1 protein-coding gene is annotated in these 466 nt (G+C 63.5%); it reads right to left on the bottom strand.

What is annotated here, in order from left to right; all coding sequences use genetic code 11:
* Window positions 1–466: N-6 DNA methylase (locus LPA54_RS37890; RefSeq protein ID WP_228984950.1), on the bottom strand; the 466-nt coding region annotated here is incomplete at both ends.

The raw sequence follows: 466 nt of genomic DNA, 5'->3' as shown, positions 1-466 counted from the left end.
ATGCGTGGTACGTGTCGGCGATCTTGCGCAGGTCCTCTTCCGAAAAGGCGCGCTCTGTCCGGTCGATCATCTCGCCCATCTCCCGGGCATCGATGAACAGGATTTCGCCCCGCCGGTCGTCCAACCGTCGTGCGCCCTGCGGGGACTTGTCCTTGGCCAGGAACCACAAGCACGCCGGGATCTGCGTCGTACGGAAGAGCTGCGAAGGCAGAGCGACCATGCACGCCACCAGATCGGCCTCGATCAGGGCCTGCCTGATCTCGCCCTCCCCGCTGGCCTGGGAGCTCATCGACCCATTGGCCAGGACGATGCCGGCGGTACCCTTCTCCCCCAGCTTCGAGATCATGTGCTGAAGCCACGCGTAGTTGGCGTTGTTCTTCGGCGGGACCCCGTACTTCCACCTCGGGTCGGTCTCGTCCCTCGCCCAGTCCTTAATATTGAACGGCGGGTTGGCCATCACAAAGTC

This window comes from Streptomyces sp. DH12, from assembly GCF_020873895.1.
In the GTDB taxonomy this organism is placed as follows: Bacteria; Actinomycetota; Actinomycetes; order Streptomycetales; family Streptomycetaceae; genus Streptomyces.
Note: the sequence above shows the minus strand (reverse complement) of the source record. Positions and strands in the feature narration are given on the sequence as shown.